General features: G+C 71.6%; 16 protein-coding genes. 7 read left to right on the forward strand and 9 right to left on the reverse strand.

Features of this window, described 5'->3' with window-relative positions; all coding sequences use genetic code 11:
• The first annotated feature begins 182 nt into the window (after positions 1-182).
• On the forward strand, positions 183-776 hold the full coding sequence (locus ACH54P_RS28855) for a hypothetical protein (protein WP_489906478.1): 594 nt from the start codon (positions 183-185) through the stop codon (positions 774-776).
• On the opposite strand, the gene ACH54P_RS28860 is transcribed toward ACH54P_RS28855, so the two are convergent.
• The 3 genes from ACH54P_RS28860 to ACH54P_RS28870 form a co-directional block, all read right to left on the reverse strand.
• Positions 757-1,422 carry a response regulator gene (locus tag ACH54P_RS28860; protein ID WP_489906479.1) on the reverse strand — a complete coding sequence of 222 codons (666 nt, stop codon included), beginning with the start codon at positions 1,420-1,422 and terminating at the stop codon, positions 757-759. The two genes, ACH54P_RS28855 and ACH54P_RS28860, sit on opposite strands and share 20 nt — an antisense overlap.
• On the reverse strand, positions 1,419-2,525 hold the full coding sequence (locus tag ACH54P_RS28865; RefSeq protein WP_489906480.1) for a sensor histidine kinase: 1,107 nt from the start codon (positions 2,523-2,525) through the stop codon (positions 1,419-1,421). Before ACH54P_RS28865 ends, ACH54P_RS28860 begins: the two co-directional genes overlap by 4 nt.
• Before the next feature lie 76 nt (positions 2,526-2,601).
• Entirely contained in the window at positions 2,602-3,435 is an 834-nt protein-coding gene (locus ACH54P_RS28870; protein ID WP_489906481.1) for a helix-turn-helix transcriptional regulator, read from the reverse strand.
• Positions 3,436-3,536: 101 nt separating this feature from the next.
• Here ACH54P_RS28870 and ACH54P_RS28875 point away from each other — a divergent pair, with 101 nt between their 5' ends.
• From ACH54P_RS28875 to ACH54P_RS28890, 4 genes are read left to right on the forward strand one after another with little or no spacing between them, the layout of a single operon-like run.
• A complete protein-coding gene (locus ACH54P_RS28875) occupies positions 3,537-4,967 on the forward strand; it encodes an MFS transporter (protein ID WP_489906482.1) in 1,431 nt (476 codons plus the stop codon).
• Positions 4,968-5,019: 52 nt separating this feature from the next.
• Positions 5,020-5,544: an RNA polymerase sigma factor gene (locus ACH54P_RS28880; RefSeq protein WP_489906483.1), complete on the forward strand. Its 525-nt coding sequence runs from the start codon at positions 5,020-5,022 to the stop codon at positions 5,542-5,544.
• Entirely contained in the window at positions 5,537-6,424 is an 888-nt protein-coding gene (locus ACH54P_RS28885) for a VOC family protein (RefSeq protein ID WP_489906484.1), read from the forward strand. Before ACH54P_RS28880 ends, ACH54P_RS28885 begins: the two co-directional genes overlap by 8 nt.
• 46 nt (positions 6,425-6,470) lie before the next feature.
• Positions 6,471-6,866 (forward strand): hypothetical protein, encoded by a 396-nt coding sequence (locus ACH54P_RS28890; RefSeq protein ID WP_489906485.1) that lies wholly within the window; start codon positions 6,471-6,473, stop codon positions 6,864-6,866.
• On the opposite strand, the gene ACH54P_RS28895 is transcribed toward ACH54P_RS28890, so the two are convergent.
• The 3 genes from ACH54P_RS28895 to ACH54P_RS28905 all read right to left on the reverse strand — a co-directional run bounded on the left by ACH54P_RS28895 (position 6,863) and on the right by ACH54P_RS28905 (position 10,495).
• A complete protein-coding gene (locus ACH54P_RS28895) occupies positions 6,863-8,629 on the reverse strand; it encodes a gamma-glutamyltransferase family protein (protein ID WP_489906486.1) in 1,767 nt (588 codons plus the stop codon). The genes ACH54P_RS28890 and ACH54P_RS28895 overlap by 4 nt on opposite strands.
• A 30-nt stretch (positions 8,630-8,659) precedes the next feature.
• Positions 8,660-9,043, reverse strand: a complete 384-nt coding sequence (locus tag ACH54P_RS28900; RefSeq protein WP_489906487.1) for a VOC family protein — start codon at positions 9,041-9,043, stop codon at positions 8,660-8,662.
• Positions 9,044-9,190: 147 nt separating this feature from the next.
• The gene (locus ACH54P_RS28905) at positions 9,191-10,495 is read right to left on the reverse strand and encodes a UDP-glucose dehydrogenase family protein (RefSeq protein WP_489906488.1); all 1,305 of its coding nucleotides are present in this window, start codon (positions 10,493-10,495) and stop codon (positions 9,191-9,193) included.
• Positions 10,496-10,637: 142 nt separating this feature from the next.
• Here ACH54P_RS28905 and ACH54P_RS28910 point away from each other — a divergent pair, with 142 nt between their 5' ends.
• Positions 10,638-11,396 (forward strand): SDR family NAD(P)-dependent oxidoreductase, encoded by a 759-nt coding sequence (locus ACH54P_RS28910; protein ID WP_489906489.1) that lies wholly within the window; start codon positions 10,638-10,640, stop codon positions 11,394-11,396.
• A 42-nt stretch (positions 11,397-11,438) separates the two neighbouring features.
• Here ACH54P_RS28910 and ACH54P_RS28915 read toward each other — a convergent pair whose 3' ends face one another.
• From ACH54P_RS28915 to ACH54P_RS28925, 3 genes are all read right to left on the reverse strand, one after another.
• Entirely contained in the window at positions 11,439-12,098 is a 660-nt protein-coding gene (locus tag ACH54P_RS28915) for a class I SAM-dependent methyltransferase (RefSeq protein ID WP_489906490.1), read from the reverse strand.
• Between the two features lie 133 nt (positions 12,099-12,231).
• Positions 12,232-12,924, reverse strand: a complete 693-nt coding sequence (locus ACH54P_RS28920) for a PadR family transcriptional regulator (protein WP_489906491.1) — start codon at positions 12,922-12,924, stop codon at positions 12,232-12,234.
• 83 nt (positions 12,925-13,007) lie between these two features.
• On the reverse strand, positions 13,008-14,648 hold the full coding sequence (locus tag ACH54P_RS28925; protein WP_489906492.1) for a TM0106 family RecB-like putative nuclease: 1,641 nt from the start codon (positions 14,646-14,648) through the stop codon (positions 13,008-13,010).
• Positions 14,649-14,738: 90 nt separating this feature from the next.
• Between ACH54P_RS28925 and ACH54P_RS28930 the strand changes: the two genes are divergently transcribed.
• Complete coding sequence (locus ACH54P_RS28930) at positions 14,739-15,200, forward strand: DUF6474 family protein (RefSeq protein WP_489906493.1); 462 nt, start codon at positions 14,739-14,741, stop codon at positions 15,198-15,200.
• Positions 15,201-15,233 lie beyond the last annotated feature (33 nt).

The following is a 15,233-nucleotide window of genomic DNA, read 5'->3' on the forward strand; positions in this document are numbered from 1 at the left end:
GTCGATGAACGCCATCCCACCCCCGAACGCCTCCTGAGCAGAGCATCGGCCGGGGAAGGAGGCGCCGTGATCTGGATCTGCCTGGTCGCCGTCCTCGCGGTCGTGTTCCTGGCGCGAGCGGTCCGCGTGGTGCGCCGCGTCAGACGGGGCTGAAGCCGCCGGCGTGTGGTTGGGTCGGCAGCGTGCCCAAGCTCGTGACGCGACGGATCACGCCCGCCGGTTTCCTGCTGTCCCTGCTGCTGTTCCTCTTCCTGCCGTGCCTCGCCGCGTCGTGCGAAGCGCCCGACGGCACCCGCACCGAGGTGACCTACTCCGGCGCGGACCTGGCGACCGGCCGGCAGAAGTTCACCGGCGTCGACGGCCTCGGCCTGACCCCGGCGCAGCAGGCCGCGGTGGCGGACAAGTTCGACATGCCGGGCACGGTCCGCGTCCTGGCAATCACCAGCGGGGTGCTGCTGGTCCTCGGCCTGGGCACGGCCTTGCTGCGGACGCCGAAGGCCCGCGCCCTGACCGCGGTCGTCATCTCCGGGGCGGGCGCCGTGCTGCTCGTGGTCACCGAAGTGCTCGCCCTCCGGAACCTCACCGACAACACGCGCCTGATCTCGGCCGCCGTGTCGTCGCTGTCGCCGGGCGAGGGTGGCGCGGACGACGAGGCGACCGCGGCCGTCGGGTTGCGGCTCGGGTTCTGGGTGTCGGTGAGCCTGCTCCTGGTCGTCTTCGTGCTCAACGTCCTCGTGGCGCTGCGGCGGTCCCGGGTCACGGCCGACGCGGTGTGACCAGCCCGGACTCGTAGGCCAGCACCACCAGCTGCGCCCGGTCCCGCGCGCCGATCTTCGTCATGATGCGGCTGACGTGGGTGCGGGCCGTCGCCGTCGAGATCACCAGCTGGGCCGCTATTTCGTCGTTCGACAGGCCGCCCGCCACCAGGCCGAGCACCTCGCGCTCGCGGTCGGTGATCTCGCGGACGGCGCTGGTATCGATGCGCCGGTTCTCCGGGCGGCCGACGAACTCCTGGATCAGCCGGCGCGTGACCGTCGGCGCCAGCAGTGCCTCGCCGCTCGCGACAACCCGCAGCGCGCGCAGCAGCTCGACCGGCTCGGTGTCCTTGAGCAGGAACCCGCTGGCGCCCGAGCGCAGGGCCTCGTAGACGTACTCGTCGATGTCGAAGGTGGTCAAGACCAGCACCTTCGTCCCGGCGAGGTCGGGATTCGCGGTGATCCGGCGGGTGGCTTCGAGGCCGTCGACGCCGGGCATCCGGATGTCCATCACGACGATGTCGGGGTGGTGCTCGATCGCGAGCGCGACGGCCTCCTCACCGTTGCCCGCTTCGCCGCAGACCTCGAAGCCGTCTTCGGTCTCCAGCAGGACGCGGAACCCGGCGCGGACCAGGATCTGGTCGTCGGCCAGCAGGACGCGGATCATGCTTCTCCCTCGATCGGTAGCTCGACGCAGACTTCGAAGCCGCCTTCGACCGGGCCTGCCGTGCACCGGCCGCCGAGGGCCGCGGCGCGTTCGCCCATGCCGCGCAGGCCGTGGCCCGGCGTCGGCCGGGTGGTGCCGCGGCCGTTGTCGCGCACCCGGAGCGTGAAGGTCCCCGGCCGCCGCTCGAACCGGACGTCGACGTGTCCGGCCTGGTCGGCGTGCCGGACGACGTTGGTCAGCGACTCCTGCAGGATCCGGTAGGCGGCGCCGTCGACGGGCGCCGGGAGCTCGCCGGCTTCGCCGTGGACGTCGACCGCGAGCCCGGCGTCGCGGGCGTGTTCCAGCAGCTCCGCGGCCTGGGCGAGGCTCGGCGCGGGTGCCTTGTCCTCGCCGGACCGCAGCACCGCCAGGGTGGCGCGCAGGTCCTTCAGCGCGGACGCGCTCGCCGCCTTGATGTTCAGCAGCGCCTCTTTCGCCTGCTCGGGCCGCCGGTCGGCGACGTGCGCGGCGACGCCCGCCTGGACGTTGATCATGGCCAGGCTGTGCGCGACGACGTCGTGCACCTCGCGGGCGATGCGCAGCCGTTCCTGCTCGGCGAGCCGGTGGCGGTGCTCGTCGGCCTGCTCGCGGCGGGCGGCGAGCGCGTCGAGCTGGTACCGGACGGCGGTGCCGACCCCGATCACCGCGACGAGCCAGACGACGAGGAACCCGGCGCCGGACGCCAGCGCGAACGATCCCGACGTCACGATGTGGACCAGGTAGAGGACGGCGAGCGCCGCCGACCCGGTGATCCCGGCGGTCAGCGGACCGCGTTGCCGGGTGAGCAGGAACAACGCGATGGTCGGCACCAGGATGACCGGCCCGCCGGGCAGCCCGGACGCGTAGTAGCCGAACGCGGACGCCGTCGTGACCAGGAAGAGCGTCAGCGGGAAGCGGTGGACGAGCAACAGGGTCAGCCCGGTGGCGGCGAGCCACGCGGCGGCGAGCGGGGTCATCGGCGGCGAGCCGGGCTGCCAGCGCGACGCACCGCTCGTCGCCCCGAGCACGAACCCGGTGACGACGACGGTGCGCACCACGCGCCCCACCCACGGCGGCCATCTCATGCTGCGAAAACTACCGTTCGCGCGGAGGTGCCGCGTCCGTCTTGGAGCGGCTCCCCGCGTACGTCGGGCGCCGTAGTCAGCCGAACATGAGCGGCAGCTTCGCCGCCGTCTCCTCGTCGGCCGGGGTGTAGGTCGACATGGTGATCTCCGAGCGGCGGCCGTAGTAGAGGTACGTGAAGTTGAACTGCAGCAGCCCGACGTCCGGGTGCAGGTACCGCTTCGTGCGGATCGGCTCCGAGTTGACGTCGTGGTGCGGCCACAGCTCGGCGAACAGCGGCGACTCCACCTTCAGGCGCTTGACCAGCTGCTTCCACGCCGGTTCCGCGACGTGGTCGGCCATCGCCGCGCGGAAGGACGCGATCACGCGCGGGATGTTCGTCTCCCAGTCGAGCATCCGCTTGCGCCATTCCGGGTTGAGCAGGCACTGGACCAGCGTGTTCCGGTCCTCGAACGGGATCGCGTCGACGTCGCCCATCAGCCAGGTGTAGCCGCGGTTGTAGGCCAGCAGGTCGCAGCGGGCGTTGCGCACCGCGACCGGGTACGGCTCGAGCTTCCGGAGCATCAGCTCCATCGACGGGGTGATGACCTGGCAGTCCTTTTCCTTCTCCGGCTCGGGCGCGCCGGCCAGCCGGAAGAGGTGGGTGTGCTCGTGCGGGTCGAGCCGCAGCGTGCGGGCGATCGCCTGCAGCACCTGCTCGGACGCGTTGATGTCGCGGCCCTGCTCGAGCCACGTGTACCAGGTGACCCCCACGCCGGCGAGCTGCGCGACCTCTTCGCGGCGCAGCCCCGGCGTCCGGCGGCGCCCCATGATCGGGAGGCCGACCTGCTCGGGCGTGATCCGTTCACGCCGGCTCCGCAGGAACCTCGCCAGCTCCTGGCGGCGGAGTTCGGATTCGACAGCGGTGGTCATGGTGCCAGGATGGCACGCCCGCGAACCTGGTACCAGGTAGTGACAGTACCCGGATAAACAACAACTGGTACCAGTTTCAAACCAGGCCGATCGTAGTACCCATGACCACGACTGAACTCGCGCCGAGCTCGACCGGAGCCGAATTTCGGCCGGGACTGACCCCCGCCGGCCTGGTCACGGTGCTGCTGGGGGCAGCGCTGCCGATCATCGACTTCTTCATCGTCAACGTCGCCCTGCCGACGATCAATACCGACCTGCACGCGTCCACCGCCACCCTGGAACTGGTGGTGGCTGCCTACGGCATCGCGTACGCCGTGCTGCTGGTGGTCGGGGGCCGCCTCGGCGACTCGTTCGGCAGGCGCCGGCTGTTCTTCTGGGGACTGTGGCTGTTCACCCTGACGTCCTTGGCCTGCGGCATCGCTCCGACGGCCGGCACGCTGGTGGTGGCCCGAGCCGCGCAGGGGGCGGCGTCGGCGTTGCTGCTGCCGCAGGTGCTGTCGATCATCCAGGCGACGACGTCGGGTGAGCAGCGGTCCAAGGCGCTCGGTCTCTTCGGCGCGACCGGCGGCATCTCGACGGTCGTCGGCCAGCTGCTCGGCGGCGCCCTGGTGGCGGCCGACTTGTGGGGCACCGGCTGGCGGCCCATCTTCCTGGTGAACGTCCCGATCGGCCTGGTCGTGCTGGTGATGGCGCGCCGGCTGCCCGAGAGCCGCGCGCACAACCCGCTCGGCGTCGACCGCCTGGGGACGTCGCTGCTGGCCGTGACGCTGCTTTCGCTGCTGGTCCCGCTGATGGTGGGCCGGGCGCTGGGCTGGCCGGCGTGGACGATCGCGCTGCTGGTGGTCTCGCCGTTCGCGGCGGCGGCGTTCGTGCACGTCGAACGGCGTCTGGAGCGGCTCGGCGGCACCCCGCTGCTGCCGCCGTCGGTGATGCGGCTGCCGAGCGTCCGGCGCGGGCTGATGGTGGCGGTCCCGTTCTTCGGCGCGTTCGGCTCGTTCATGTTCGTGTTCGCGATGACGCTGCAGGAGGGCCTGCACTTCGGCCCGCTGGGTGCGGGGGGCGCGCTGACGCCGCTGGCGGTCGCGTACTTCACGGTGTCGATGCTGAGCAGCCGCCTGGTGACGCGCTACGGCCAGAAGGTCGTCGCGGTGGGCGGGGCGATCACGGCTCTCGGGATGGTCGCGCTGCTGTGCACGACGCTGGCGGCGTGGCCGCACGTGACGATCCTCGACCTGGCGCCGGCGATGGTGGCGATCGGCGTCGGGAACGCCCTGGCGATGACGACGTTGTTCCGGATCGTGCTTTCGCACGTGCCGACCGACCTGGCCGGGGTGGGGTCGGGCGTGATGACGACCAACCAGCAGACGTCGCTCGCTTTGGGTGTGGCGACGCTGGGGAGCCTGTACGCGGCGCTTTCGGTGCCGGGCGCGATGGGGGCGCGGGACGCGTTCGCGCTGGTGATCGGGGTGGTGGCCGTCCTGGCGGCGATCGTGGCGATCACCGCGCGGCGGCTGCCGGATCCCCGGTCGTAGAAATCCGGGATTCACCCGTCGGAAAAGTGGTGCGCCGGACGACTATGAGGGTGTGACGGAACCGCGGGTACGACCGGACCCGGCCTTCGCGCTGCTCGGGCTGTACGAAACGGCCCTGCCGGAGGTCTACGGGTACCTGCTGTCCCGGTGCGGCGACCGCACGCTCGCCGAGGAGCTGACGTCCGAGACGTTCCTCGGGGCGGTCGCCGCCTGTCGCAAGGAATACGCACCTCCAGTGAGCACCGGGTGGCTGATCGGCGTCGCCCGGCACAAGCTCGCCGACCACTGGCGGCGCCAGGAACGAGAGGAACGCGGGCTTCGGCTGGTCCACGACAGTGAACCGGACGTCGAAGACCCGTGGGACGGACAGCTCGACGCCCTGCGCGCGAGACAGGTGCTCGAGTCCCTCGGGCCGCACCACCGGGCCGCGCTGACCCTGCGGTACGTCGACGGCCTCGGTGTCCCCGAGGTCGCCGGCCACCTGGGGCGCAGCGTGCACGCCACCGAGGCGTTGCTCGTGCGGGCCCGTGCCGCGTTCCGCCGTGCCTACGAAGAGAAGGAGGGTCGCGATGCCTGAGCCTTTCGACGCGCTTCGCCGTCCCTCCCAGCGGGTCGCGCCCGACCCGGACTTCGCCGCCGAACTACGCGACAACCTGCGTCGCGTCATCTTGAACGGAGCCGATATGACGACCACTTCCGAGGCGCCGGCCATCGCCGCCGAACTGCGCTCGCTCACGCCCTACCTCGCCGTGTCCGACGCTCGCGCGGCACTCGACTTCTACGTCGAGGTCTTCGGCGCGGTCCGCCGCGGCGACCCGATCGTCATGGACGACGGCCGCATCGGGCACGCGGAGCTGGCCATCGGCGACGCCGTGCTGATGCTTGCCGAGGAGCACCCCGAGATCGGGCACGTGGCGCCGCGCGAGGGGGGCGCGTCGGTGCGGGTCGAGGTCCCGGACGTGGACGCCTCGGTGGCCCGGGCCCTCGAGCTCGGCGCGACCCTGATCCGCGCGGTGAGCGACTCACCGTACGGCCGGGGCGGCTCGTTCCGCGACCCGTTCGGCCAGCGCTGGCTGGTGTCGCAGGCCGCGGCCCCGGCCGCGGGACCGAAGCCGGCACGCCACGGCGAGGCCATGTACTTCACGTTCCAGGTACCGGACGCCTCACCCGCGAAGGCGTTCTACGGCGCGGTTTTGGGCTGGCAGTTCTCGCCGGGCTCGGTGTCCGACGCGTGGCAGTTCTCGGGTCCCGGCCTCGAGGGCGGCCTGTGGGGCGGAGACCGCCAGGTGGGCTGGAAGCTGATGTACGCGGTCGACAACCTCGATGCGGCTCTCGCGCGGGTGCGCGAGCAGGGCGGCCAGGCGGGCGAGGTCGAACACAACCCGTACGGGCTGACGGCCGACTGCACGGACAACCAGGGCATCGAGTTCTGGCTCTGGGAGCGGCCGTCGAAGTGACGAATCCCATCCGCCGGGGCCCGCGAGCAGGCGCACACTCGGAAGCATGGCCGGGCAATGGATGCCACGTGACCACGACGAGCTGACCGCGGGCTGGCGGTTGTGGCTCGAGCTCAACTCGCCCGGCTGGCCCCGGCCGGACTGGGACGGCAGCCCCGACCAAGCCGTGCGGGGCCTGCAGGACCTGATTGGGGCCGCGGAGGAAATCCTCGACCGCTACCTGGCCGAGGGCGGGTCGGCCGACGCTGAAGTGGCGGGGCTCATCAGGTCCCTGCACCTGTCCGCCAGCTGGATCCGCGAGCTGTGGGCGGGCGACACCACGCCGCTCGACGAGGAACGGATGGCCTTGCTGCACAGTGATCTGGCCGGGTTCGCCGACCACGCCCTCGGCGTGCGCACGTTGCTCGCCGAGGGCGGGGGCTGGGCCTCCCTGTCGCTCTAACGCCCGGCCGCGTAGCCCTGCATGCCGCGGGCGTTGGCCGCCGCGCGCAGGAGACCGTCGGACTTCGAGACCGCCGAGAGGCGGCCCAAGGCCCAGTCGCCCGCGTCCACGATCTCGTGGCCGCGGGCGCGTAGGGCGTCCAAAGTGGACGCACCCAGCCGGGACTCCACCACCAGCTCGCGCGGGTTCCACGAGCGCGGGTAGAACGAGCTCGGGAACGCGGTCGTGTGCCAGGCCGGTGAGTCGATCGATTCCTGGAGGTTCAAGCCGCCGTACACGTGGGCCAGCCAGAAGCACAGCTGCCACTGGTCCTGCTGGTCGCCGCCGGGGGTGCCGAACGCCAGCGTCGGGACGCCGTCGCGCAGCGCCAGGGACGGCGACAGCGTGATCCGGGGGCGCTTGCGCGGGGCCAGGGAGTTCGGCAGGCCCTGCTCCAGCCAGAACATCTGGCCGCGCGAATCGAGGCAGAAACCCAGCGAAGGAATGGTCGGGCTCGACTGCAGCCAGCCGCCGGACGGGGTCAGGGACACCAGGTTGCCCGCCGCGTCGACGACGTCCAGGTGGACCGTGTCGCCGCGCGTCTGGCCCTGGGGGCCGACCGTCGGCTCGCCCGTCGCGCCGCCTTCCGCCTGCACGCCCTGCAGCGAGTCCAGGATCGCCGGGAGCCGAGCCGGGCCGCGAGCGTCCCCGGGGCGAAGTGAGGGCGACGCCGTGTCGGTGATCAGGGCTCGCCGGGAATCGGTGTATTCGGCCGACAACAGCACGTCCAGGGGTACGTCGGTGTCGCCGTACCACGCCTCGCGGTCCGCGAAGGCCAGCTTCGCCGCTTCGACCGCCAGGTGCACCGTGCGCTCCGACGGTACGCCGTCCACATAGGACAACTGGTCGCGCAAGCCGTGCAGCAGCAGCGCCTGCTGCAGCAACGCCGGCCCCTGCGTCCAGCCGCCCATCTTGACCAGGCGCCAGTCGCCGACGTCCACCGACGCCGGTTCCTCGTACGACGCCGACCACGACGCCAGGTCTTCGCCGGTCAGCAGGCCCGCGTGGTCGCGGCCGGAGTCGTCGCGGAACGCCGTCCGGCTGAACTCCTCGATCGCCTCGGCGACGAACCCCTGCGACCAGGCACGACGGCCCGCGTCGATCTGCGCCTCGCGCCCCGAAACCGACTCCGCCTCGCGCAGCAGACGCTCCCACGTGTCCGCCAGGACGGGGTTCCGGTGCAGGCCCGACGCCGGTTTGCCGTCCGGCATCCAGAGCGCCGCCGACGTCGGCCAGTGCTCGGTGAACAGCCGCTCGACGGCGCGGATCGTGTCCCCGACCCGCGACACCAGCGGGACGCCGTTGCGCGCGTAGCCGATCGCGTAGCTGAGAACCGTGCGAAGCGACTTCGTGCCGTAGTCGCGAAGCAGCAGGAGCCAGCCGTCCCAGGCGCCCGGGACGGTCGCCGGGAGCAGGCCGCTGCCCGGGATCAGGTCCAGCCCCAGGGAGGCGAAGTGTGACGGCGTGGCCCCCGCGGGCGACGGGCCCTGGCTCGCCAGCGCCCGCGGGGTCGGATCGTCCGCCGTCACGAAGAGGCCGGGCACCTGGCCCGCCGGGCCGCACAGGTGCGGCTCGGCGACCTGCAGGACGAACCCGGCCGCGACCGCCGCGTCGAACGCGTTGCCGCCGTCTTCCAGCACCGCCATCCCGGTGGCCGAAGCCAGCCAGTGCGTCGATGCCACCATCCCGAAGGTGCCGGCCAGCTCCGGCCTCGTCGTGAACATGCCTCGATAGTACGCATTGCTAAGGAACTTCTACCAGCTCGCCGGACGCCGCCGCTCCGGCTCGTACGGCTGCGTGATGATTTCCATCCCGTTCCCGCCGGGATCGAGGAAATAGACACCACGGCCGCCGTGGTTGTGGTTGATTTCGCCGACCTGCTTCCCCATCGGGTCGGCGTGGTAGGTCACGCCGGTTTCAACGAGCCGCGCGAAGACGGCGTCGAAGTCGTCCTCCGGGATCAGGAAGCAGTAGTGCTGCAGGCGAAGGTCCTCTTCGGGGATGGTCGCGAAGTCCAGGCGGACGCCGTTGCGGGTCTCGACCGGGACGAACGGGCCCCATTCTTCCCCGACTTCGAGGCCGAGCAGGTTCGCCAGGAATTCGGCGGATTCCCGGTTGTTCCGGGACGGGACGATCAAGTGGTTCAATTCAACGGAAACGGATACCGACACGGTTGAAATGCCTCCGGGGCACTCCCGCCACCTCCATGCCTCACCCAGCCGGTGACCGACACGCGATGCCGTGCGGCCAGCCTAGCCAAGATCGAGCGCGCAAGCAGTGTTTTTTCAAGACACCTTGATCCGCGCCGCCGCCCGCGGCCGGCCGACGCCCTGCCAGGACAGCCCGGCGTCGACGACCACCCGCGGGTCGAGCAGGTTGCGCGTGTCGACGACGTCGATGCCCTCCATCAGCTCGGCCATCGCCGCCCAGTCCAGGTGCTTGAACTCGTCCCACTCGGTCAGCACGACGACGACGTCCGCGTCCTTCGCTACCTGGTAGGCGTCGTCGACCACGGTCATCCCGGCGATCTCGCCGTCGACGGCCGGGTCGTAGGCGATCAGCTCGGCGCCCAGCGCGCACAGCACCGAGGACACGGCGAGCGCGGGCGAGTCGCGCAGGTCGTTGGTGCCCGCCTTGAAGGCCAGGCCCAGCACGCCGATCCGCGCGCCGGCCAGCGTGCCGCCGGCCGCGCCGGCGATCTTCGCGACGATCCGGTCGCGCTGGGCGATGTTCTCGTCGATCGCGGAGGTCAGCATCTTGAAGTCGTAGTTCACCGACTCGGCCACCTTGACCAGCGCGCTGGTGTCCTTCGGCAGGCACGAGCCGCCCCAGCCCGGACCCGGCTTGAGGAACGTCCGGCCGATCCGCCGGTCGTACCCCATCCCCTCGGTGACCAGGGAGATGTCCGCGCCCAGCCGTTCGCACAGCTCGGCGATCGAGTTGACGTAGGACAGCTTCAGCGCGAGGTAGCAGTTCGCGGCGTACTTCACGAGCTCGGCGCTCGCCGCGTCGGAGACGACGACCGGCGCCGCGAGGTCGGCGTACAGCTCGCCGACCCAGCGCGCGGCGGCGAGATCGGCCGAGCCGACGACGATCCGGTCCGGCCCCAGGAAGTCCGCGACCGCGGTGCCTTCGCGGAGGAACTCGGGGTTCGACACCACGGGGACGTCGGTCCGGCCGAGCATCTCCGCGATCCGCTCCGACGTGCCGACCGGCACGGTCGACTTGGTGACCAGCGCGCAGCCGGTGGGCAGGACGTCCCCGATTTCGGCGGCCACCGCCTCGACCGCGCGCAGGTCCGCGGAGCCGCCCGCGCCCATCGGCGTCGGCACGCAGAGGAACACCGCCTGCGCGTCGCGGACCGCGTCCCGCGCGCCGACGACGAACTGGAGGCGTCCGTTCGCGATCCCGCGGGTGACCAGGTCGGCCAGCCCCGGTTCGAGGATGTCGACGCGCCCCGCGCGCAGCCGGGACACCTTCGCGCGGTCGACGTCCACGCAGGTGACGCAATGACCCAGACTGGCCAGGCAGGCCCCCGTGGTCAGTCCGACGTAACCGGTTCCTACCACCACGATCCGAGCTGGCGTCATGCTGCTGAAGGTGACAGCCGGAGTTGACCACGACGCTAACGGAAACAGTCGCCCCCGGGAGCGGTGAGCGAAGACACGAACCGCCCGTGCGAACGAGCGTTAACCTGGGTCCGGAGTCAGAGCAGCGAAGGGAACCGCACAGATGCAGATCACCGACACCGCGGCGCTCGTCACCGGGGGCGCGTCCGGCCTCGGCGGAGCGACGGCGAAGGCCCTCGCGGCCAAGGGCGCGCGGGTGTTCGCGCTCGACCTGGCGCCGTCGATCGAGCAGGCCGAGCAGATCGAGGGCATCACCTACGTCGAGGCCGACGTCACCGACGTCGAGCAGGTCGAGGCCGCCGTGGCGACCGCGTCGGGCTCCGGCGTGCCGCTGCGGACCGTGGTGAACTGCGCCGGCATCGGGCCGTCCGCGCGGATCCTCTCCAAGAAGGGCCGCCACGACCTCGCGCTGTACGCGAAGGTCATCCAAATCAACCTCGTCGGCACGTTCAACGTGCTCACCGTCGCGGCCGAGGCGATCGCGAAGACCGAGCCCCTGGCCGACGACGCCCGCGGCGTCATCATCAACACCGCCTCCATCGCGGCCTTCGACGGCCAGATCGGGCAGGTCGCCTACGCGTCGTCGAAGGGCGGTGTCGTCGGCATGACGTTGCCGGCTGCGCGGGATTTGGCCTCGCAGGGCATCCGCGTGCTGACCATCGCGCCGGGCATCGTCGACACGCCGATGCTCGCCACGGTCAGCGACGAGTTCCGCGCGTCGCTCGCCGCCGGCGTCCCGTTCCCGAAGCGCCTCGCGCGCCCGGACGAGTACGCGCAGCTCGCGCTGTCGCTGATCGACCACGACTACCTGAACGGCGAGGTCGTCCGCATGGACGGCTCGCTGCGGATGGCCCCGCGCTGACCGCGGGGGCGGCACTTCCCGGGGAAGTGCCGCCCCCGGCCGTCAGCGGGTCAGGCGGACCTCCAGGCCGATGCCGTCGGTGGTGACCGAGCAGCGGCCGAACGCGCTTTCCGCGGCCAGCGCCTCGAACTGCGCCCGCGTGAACGCGCGGCGCCGCAGCCACGCCAGCGTCTGCCGCACCGTGAAGCCGCTGACCGCGCCGAGGTTCATCCCGGCGACGTCACGCTCGATGTCCGCGCCGGTGGCCTCGTGGTTGAGGTCGTGGATCACCGCGAACCCGCCCGGGCGCAGCACGCGGTGCATCTCGTTCAGCGCCGTCACCGGCTGCCGGAAGTTCTTGAAGGCGGCCTGGCAGACCAGGAAGTCGAACGACTCGTCCGCGAACGGCGCCTTCGTCACGTCCCCCTGCCGGAAGTCGACGGTCACGCCGGCCTTCTCGGCCTGCTCGAGCGCGATTTCGACCATCGTGTGGCTGATGTCGAGCCCGGTGACGCGGAAGCCGCGCTTCGCCAGCTCCACGGCGAAGAAGCCGGGGCCCGGCGCCACCTCCAGGACCTCGGCGCCGTCCGCCAGGCCGGCCGTCACCTCGGCCGCCTGCCGCCGGTACTGCACCAGCTGCGCCTCGGTGCCCCGGTTCTTGGCGTACCAGCGCGCCTGGAAACCCTCCATCTCGGGCACTTTGTGCTTGCGGGTCGTCTCCATGGATCTCTCCTCTTCGGTTGAGCCGAACCGAAGAGCGCACCCGGTTATCCTTGCGGTGCCACCTCGTGGCCGGGCGTGCTCGGTTCGGGGTCGAGGACCCCGGGCGGTGTGCCAGCACCTCCCGGGGTCCGTGCTATCTCGGTGACATCCTGGGTTCGCCCCGGGCCGGGGGCTCCGCCACCCGGACCCCCGGGAGCGGTTGTTCCACGAGCTCCCCCAGGTCGGCGGGAGGTTCGCCGGTCTCGTAGTAGCGCCGCCACGCGTCGGTGCCGGGCAGGGCGCCACTGGTCAGGTCGTCGAGGAAGGCACGCACCCAACGCGCCTCGGCCTCCGCCATCGCGAGGTCGTACTCGACCTCGACCAGGAACATCCGCGGCATCAGCGGCCGCAGCTGCCCGAGCATCGCCCGCTGCGCCTCGATGTGGTCGCCGAGCTGGTCGATGCGCTGCCGGAGCAGGCTGATCGTCTGGTCCGGGCCGAGGACGCCCATCATCGACAGCCCCGCCTGGAACCGCGGCGGTTCCCGTTCGACCGTGCCGACCAGCTCGCGGACCCAGTCCTCTAGCTCCTCGTGACCGGCCGGCGTGATCCGGTAGACGGTCCGCTCGGGCCGTCCGCCGTCCTTGACGCTCTCGACCGCCTCGATGAAGCCGTGCTTTTCGAGGTTCGCGACGACGGTGTAGAGCGAGCCCCACTTGATCGGCATGTCGGCGTCCTTGCCGCGCTCCTTCAGCACGGCCGCCATCTCGTACGGGTGCCTGGGGCGGTCCAGCACGACGGACAGCACGGCGAGGCCGAGCATGTTGCCGACCTTCCGCCGTTTCATCCCGACTCCTCGTCTACGAGTACTCGCAGACGAGTATTACCCAGGACGCGTCAGTTGACAAGTGTCTTAGTCGACGAAGCAACTCAGAGGTCGAACATGAACGGGACCTCGACCTGGGCCCGCCCGCTGATCCACTCGCGCAGCGCCCGCGTCGCCAGGACGTCGTCCTCGTTGTAGCGCAGCAGCCGCTCGCGCTGGGCGTCGTCCGGCGTCTCGCCGTCCATGCCCACGGCGTCGCGGTACCAGCGCATCGACGCTTCGCCGCCCGCCTCGGGGTCGCGCCAGGAGAACCCGGCGGCCGGGGCGATCACCTTCAGCCCCTTGCCGTGGGAGCACAGGAACTGGTCGGTGACGCTGCGGAAGAGGTCGACCCACTCGTCCGAGTCCACAAAGGACTGGATTTCCTTCTTCGTGGGCACGCCGGGGTGGTCGCCGAAGCGCTCGACGGACCCGAAGAGCCAGCGGTTCTCGGCGAGCGCGTTGTAGCAGTAGGCGCGGAAGGTCAGCCCGGCCGCTCGGGTGCGCTCGCGGACGTCGGTGAGCCAGGCCCAGAACTCGGCGAAGGACCGGGCTTCGTCGTCGGTGGGCAGCGGGTCCCACGTCGCGAAGGCGCGGTAGCCGCGGTCCAGCCCGATGTCGGCGCCGCTGAGCAGACAGCCCCAGAGGTACGCGCCGGCGTCGCCGAAGCTCTCCATGTCGACGTCGACCTCGACGTCGGCGCGCGGGACCTCGACCCGGTCGACGCGGCGCACGAGGGTCAGGTCGGCGAGCCAGGCGCGGGCGAGCACGACCGCGTCCGGGAACGTCAGACCCGTCCAGTTGATCGACGGCGGCTCGCCCACCGGGTCGAGCGCCGCCAGCTTGTCCACAGTGGACACGCCGACGCGGCGCAGCTCCATGGCGTCCTCGCCGCGGACCACGAGGCTGACGTCACGGGTCTCGGTGAGCACGACCTCGCACGTCGGCCACCACGGGCAGCGGCGGCACTCCAGCACGCGCGACGGCTCGGCCAGCGGCTCGTCCCCGTTGGCGGCCGCGGTGGCGATGGCGAGCCGGTCGGCGAACCGGGCCTGGTACTCGGTGAGGGCGCTGCGCCCGCCCGGCCACGTGGCCGCCGCGAGGTCGTGCCAGACGACGACGTCGGCGTCGAGGCCGATCACGCCGCCGAGCGGGAGGCCCTCGTCGGCCTGCCCGAGCGTCTGCAGCATGCGGCGGATGTGCACGAGCCGGAGCTGGTCACGCGGCTGCGACCGGACCTTGCGGCCGTCGTCGGCCGCGCGGTGCGCCGGGTCGAGGTCGGTCATCCCGGTGACGATCGCGCCGGTGCCGCGGTCGGTGATGCGGTGGCGCACGACGAGCACCGGGACGTAGCCGCCGTCGGTGCGGACGAGCAGGTCGATGCCGCCGCGCCGGTGCCCGGCCGGGTCGACCGGCAGCAGCGCGCCCCAGATGTAGGTGGCTTTTTCGGCGAAGGCGCGTTCGGTGAGCTCGACGCGCTCGGCGGCCGGCAGGTCGCGCCCGATCTTGACCCAGTGGTCGGCGTTGGCCGCCATCAGCCGGCTGACGATGTCCTCGCGGTGCGCGGTGGCGTCGGCGATCCGCTGCTGCGCGGTGGGGTCCGGCGGGGAAAGCGGTACCTCCCGCATGGCGGGGTCGTGTTCGAGGTGCACGCGGCGACGGCAGCGGCTGACCGCTCCCGCGTCGAGTACCACCTCGCCCTTCATGGAGATCACTCTAGATTCCCACCGCCGAGCCGACATGCCCGCCACCCAGGCGACCAGTAAGTTCGACCTCGACACGTCGCAGGAGGTGCCATGGCGCGCAAGGCCAAGGTCGAGGGTGATGCCAGGTTCACCCCTAAGAGGGCGAAGAACGCCATCGCGGTGGCGAAGGTGCTCGGCCCGGCCGTGATCCCGGTGGTGGCGCCGTTCGCGGTGCGCGCGGCGGGCGCGGCGCGGGAGATGTACGACCGCTACCAGGCACGCAAGCTGGGGGTCGCGGTCGACCAGCTGGGCACGTACACGGGCCGCGGCGCGGCGTTGCACGCGCGGATCGCCGGCATCGCCGACGGCTGCCGCGACCTGCAGAAGTCCGAGAAGGCGTCGACGGCGGACAAGGAGTTCGCGAAGGACGCCCTGGGAACGCTGGAGCAGCTGTCGGCGACGGTCCGGGCGGCCGAGCGGATGCCGACGGCGCGGCGGAAGTCGGCGCACCGGGCGGTGGCTGGGGAGCTGGAGCGCCTGGAAGGGCAGCTGCTGCACCGGCTGGGCATCTGACCGAGGCCGGGCGGCGTGACGCCGCCCGGCCGA

This window comes from Amycolatopsis sp. N2S4-7 (assembly GCF_058119595.1).

Bases quoted from the DNA above. Each gene is read 5' to 3' on its own strand.
- ACH54P_RS28860 (WP_489906479.1), bottom strand. From the start codon at position 1,422: ATGATCCGCGTCCTGCTGGCCGACGACCAGATCCTGGTCCGCGCCGGG.
- ACH54P_RS28895 (WP_489906486.1), bottom strand. From the start codon at position 8,629: ATGTTCACGACGAGGCCGGAGCTGGCCGGCACCTTCGGGATGGTGGCA.
- ACH54P_RS28910 (WP_489906489.1), top strand. From the start codon at position 10,638: ATGCAGATCACCGACACCGCGGCGCTCGTCACCGGGGGCGCGTCCGGC.
- ACH54P_RS28920 (WP_489906491.1), bottom strand. From the start codon at position 12,924: ATGAAACGGCGGAAGGTCGGCAACATGCTCGGCCTCGCCGTGCTGTCC.
- ACH54P_RS28905 (WP_489906488.1), bottom strand. From the start codon at position 10,495: ATGACGCCAGCTCGGATCGTGGTGGTAGGAACCGGTTACGTCGGACTG.
- ACH54P_RS28930 (WP_489906493.1), top strand. From the start codon at position 14,739: ATGGCGCGCAAGGCCAAGGTCGAGGGTGATGCCAGGTTCACCCCTAAG.
- ACH54P_RS28865 (WP_489906480.1), bottom strand. From the start codon at position 2,525: ATGAGATGGCCGCCGTGGGTGGGGCGCGTGGTGCGCACCGTCGTCGTC.
- ACH54P_RS28885 (WP_489906484.1), top strand. From the start codon at position 5,537: ATGCCTGAGCCTTTCGACGCGCTTCGCCGTCCCTCCCAGCGGGTCGCG.
- ACH54P_RS28875 (WP_489906482.1), top strand. From the start codon at position 3,537: ATGACCACGACTGAACTCGCGCCGAGCTCGACCGGAGCCGAATTTCGG.
- ACH54P_RS28870 (WP_489906481.1), bottom strand. From the start codon at position 3,435: ATGACCACCGCTGTCGAATCCGAACTCCGCCGCCAGGAGCTGGCGAGG.
- ACH54P_RS28890 (WP_489906485.1), top strand. From the start codon at position 6,471: ATGGCCGGGCAATGGATGCCACGTGACCACGACGAGCTGACCGCGGGC.
- ACH54P_RS28925 (WP_489906492.1), bottom strand. From the start codon at position 14,648: ATGAAGGGCGAGGTGGTACTCGACGCGGGAGCGGTCAGCCGCTGCCGT.
- ACH54P_RS28915 (WP_489906490.1), bottom strand. From the start codon at position 12,098: ATGGAGACGACCCGCAAGCACAAAGTGCCCGAGATGGAGGGTTTCCAG.